Raw genomic sequence first — 2,692 nt, 5'->3', positions numbered from 1 at the left:
GGGTGAGGCGGCCCTCCCGGCCGGGGTGCGGCAACCTCCTGCCGGGGTGCCCGGTTCCCCGGCAGGGCTGCGGCGGTCTCCCGGCGGTGGCCTCCCCGCGGTGCCCTCCCGGCCGGCGGCTGCGCCGGTCGGTCTCCGGGCCCGGTGCGGCTGCTTCGCCGTCCTGGCGTGCCAGGCCCCGGCGTGTGTTGCGCATCCCCGCCCGGGGCGGTGGCCTCGGGAACGGGCTACGGGGTTTCCCCGCCCCCGGCGCGACGGCTCGCGGCCCGGAGGTGCGGTGGGCTCGCGGGCCCCGGTGCGGTGGGTCTTCCTGCGCTGGCGTCGCGCTGCCTTGGGGGTGGTTCCGTCGTCGGCCGGTGTTGCGGTGGGAGAGCCTCGTCGGGACAGGGGTCGATTAAGGTGGCCGCGTGAAGATCGCACTCATGGACTCCGGAATCGGCCTCCTCGCGGCGGCCGCGGCGGTGTGGCGGCTGCGGCCGGACGCCGACCTGGTCGTGTCCTCCGACCCGGACGGGATGCCCTGGGGCCCACGGACTCCCGCCGACCTCACCGAGCGGGCACTCGCCGTCGCCCGGGCCGCCGCCGCGCACCGCCCGGACGCGCTGATCGTCGCCTGCAACACCGCTACCGTGCACGCCTTGGAGGCCGTGCGGGCCGAGCTGGAGCCGGCCATCCCGGTGATCGGGACCGTGCCGGCGATCAAGCCCGCCGCGGCCGCCGGAGGCCGGGTGGCGATCTGGGCCACTCCCGCCACCACCGGCAGCGCCTACCAGCGCGGGCTGATCCGCGACTTCGCCACCGGGGCCCGGGTCACCGAGGTGCCCTGCCCCGGGCTCGCCGATGCCGTGGAGGAGGCTGACGAAGCCGCCGTGACGGCCGCCGTCGCCGCGGCCGCCGCGCTGACCCCGGCCGATGTCACCGACGTGGTGCTCGGTTGCACGCACTACGAGCTGGTCGAAAGCTCCATCCGGGCCGCCCTCGCCGCGCGGACCCAGGGCGCGGAGCTGGTCTTCCACGGTTCCGCCGAGCCCGTCGCGGTCCAGGCGCTGCGCCGCCTGGGCCTGCGGCCCGAACCCGGGCTGCCGCGCACGGGGGGGCTGGTCGTGCTGCGAAGCGGGCGCGAGGGGGCCCTGCCGCCCGCCGCGTTCGCGTATGCCGAAGGCCGGCTCCTCGCGGGCCAGGGCGCGCCCGTCGGCTGACCGAGCCCGATCCACCGGCCACCCGGCCCGTGCGCGCCCGCTCCGCCGGGCAGCGCCGCACGCTGGAGCGGGCCCGGCCGGCCTGAGCCCTCGACCTGCTGCTGGACGAGCCGACGCACCGCCTGGCCCCGGCCGTGGTGGTAACCGGAGCCCTGGCCCACTTGGGCGGCACCCTTGTGCCGTTCACGCACGACCGGCGGCTGCGCGCGGCCGTCCCCGGGCGGCGCCTGGAGACTTCAGCGGCAGCCGGCCGCCGCGAGCCGCTGAGCCAGCGTGCGCAGGTCGTCCGCGTCCAGAACCCGCTCCCGGCTGTGGTACCCGTGGGCCGCGGCGAAGGGGGCGGCCATGAGCGACACCGCGAGCGACCCCGCGCGAGGCGCTCGTCCGCCGTGCGGAGCCGCGCTGCACCGAGTGGGCGCGAGACGGTGGCGGGCAAGCGGAACGTGAGTACGCTGCTACTCATGACGGGTCACCCTCCGGGTCCGCTCTGGGCGGGCCGCGCCTCCAACCGTGTGCAGTGGCTGCTCGCCGCCGTCGGCGCGGCCTGTCTGGCGCTCGGTGTCGAACTCGCCGTCGACTACGCCTGGACGGCCGGCATCATCCCGCTGCTCATGTCCGTGATCGGCTGCCTCGCCGTAGGACTGCTCATCATCTACGGCACCCTCGCCTTCGTGCACGTCGCCGTCACCGTCGACGCCGAGGCCATGGAGGTGCGCTGCGGCCACATAGGGGTGCCCCGCCGCAGGATCCGGCTCACGGAGGTCACCTCCGCCGAGTTCGTCCCCCGCATCACCCCGCAGCAGTGGGGAGGCTGGGGCCACCGCTGGCGCCCCGAGAAGGGCACCGCGATCATCGTCCGGCGCGGCGAGGGTGTGGTGCTGGTCCTCGACGACGGCAAGCGGTTCACCGTCACCGTGGACGACGCCGAGAACGCCGTCCGCGTGATCCGCACCCACCTGCGCGCCCTCGCCCGGTAGAGGGGTGGTCCCGCGAGCGCGGCCGGGCGCTTACCGGCCCGCGAGGCGCGGGGACGTACACTCCGCCAGATGAGCAGCAGTGTCACCCGCGCGACCGGGAACGAGCCCTCGCAGTCCGCCGACGGGCCCCCGGCCGAAGGGGCCGCGCCCCCCGCGGCCGCCCGGTCCGCCGCGAACCGGAACGGGCTGTGGCTGCTGCGTGCCGTCCTCGCCGTCCTCTCAGGCGTGCTGCTCTACCTCAGCTTCCCGCCCCGCCCGCTGTGGTGGCTGGCGCCCTTCGCCCTCGCCCTGCTCGCCGGCTGCCTCCACGGCCGCCGTGCCCGGGCCGGTTTCGGCCTCGGGCTCCTCGCCGGACTCGGCTTCCTGCTGCCGCTCCTCGTCTGGACCGGTGAGGAGGTCGGCCCGGTGCCCTGGGTCGCGCTGAGCACCCTCGAGGCCCTCCTCATCGGCCTCACCGGCCTCGGTATCGCCCTGGTCAGCAGGCTCCCGGCCTGGCCGCTGTTCGCCGCCGCCATC

2 protein-coding genes and 1 pseudogene are annotated in these 2,692 nt (G+C 76.6%); all 3 read left to right on the top strand.

The genetic code is table 11. The features are described 5' to 3' along the window. Positions 1-407 precede the first annotated feature (407 nt). Positions 408-1,199: a glutamate racemase gene (locus tag ACWGIU_RS34935; protein ID WP_453712120.1), complete on the top strand. Its 792-nt coding sequence runs from the start codon at positions 408-410 to the stop codon at positions 1,197-1,199. A 461-nt stretch (positions 1,200-1,660) separates the two neighbouring features. Then, the gene (locus ACWGIU_RS34930; protein WP_453712119.1) at positions 1,661-2,176 is read left to right on the top strand and encodes a hypothetical protein; all 516 of its coding nucleotides are present in this window, start codon (positions 1,661-1,663) and stop codon (positions 2,174-2,176) included. A gap of 69 nt (positions 2,177-2,245) precedes the next feature. Further along, positions 2,246-2,692: pseudogene (locus ACWGIU_RS34925) on the top strand (apolipoprotein N-acyltransferase); the annotation flags it as partial.

The sequence above is a fragment of the Streptomyces sp. NPDC054840 genome (assembly GCF_053611065.1).
The sequence above is the reverse complement of the archived record's forward strand: the minus strand, read 5'-3'. Positions and strand labels throughout refer to the sequence as shown.

Coding starts and splice junctions, on each gene's coding strand:
- ACWGIU_RS34930 (WP_453712119.1), top strand. CDS start 1,661: ATGACGGGTCACCCTCCGGGTCCGCTCTGGGCGGGCCGCGCCTCCAAC.